The sequence below is a fragment of the Bradyrhizobium jicamae genome, from assembly GCF_001440395.1.
Lineage (GTDB): Bacteria > Pseudomonadota > Alphaproteobacteria > Rhizobiales > Xanthobacteraceae > Bradyrhizobium > Bradyrhizobium jicamae.
The window spans coordinates 2,696-2,984 of sequence record NZ_LLXZ01000221.1 but is presented as its reverse complement, the minus strand read 5'-3'; the positions used below and the strand labels follow the sequence as shown (position 1 = coordinate 2,984).

Here is a 289-nt window from a genome sequence, read left to right as displayed (position 1 = left end):
GGGTACTTTTCACCATTCCCTCACGGTACTATCCGCTATCGGTCACCAGGGAATATTTAGGCTTAGCGGGTGGTCCCGCCAGATTCACACGGGATTTCTCGGGCCCCGTGCTACTTGGGTGTCTCTCAAACGAGCCGCTGACGTTTCGACTACGGGGGTCTTACCCTCTACGCCGGACCTTTCGCATGTCCTTCGCCTACATCAACGGTTTCTGACTCGTCCCACGGCCGGCAGACCGTGAAAGAGAGATCCCACAACCCCGCATACGCAACCCCTGCCGGGTCTCACA

At 58.1% G+C, this 289-nt stretch carries 1 rRNA gene (only partly in view); it reads right to left on the bottom strand.

The features are described 5' to 3' along the window. A 23S ribosomal RNA gene (locus tag CQ12_RS39415) occupies positions 1-289 on the bottom strand (it extends past both window edges: 2,849 nt to the left, 342 nt to the right).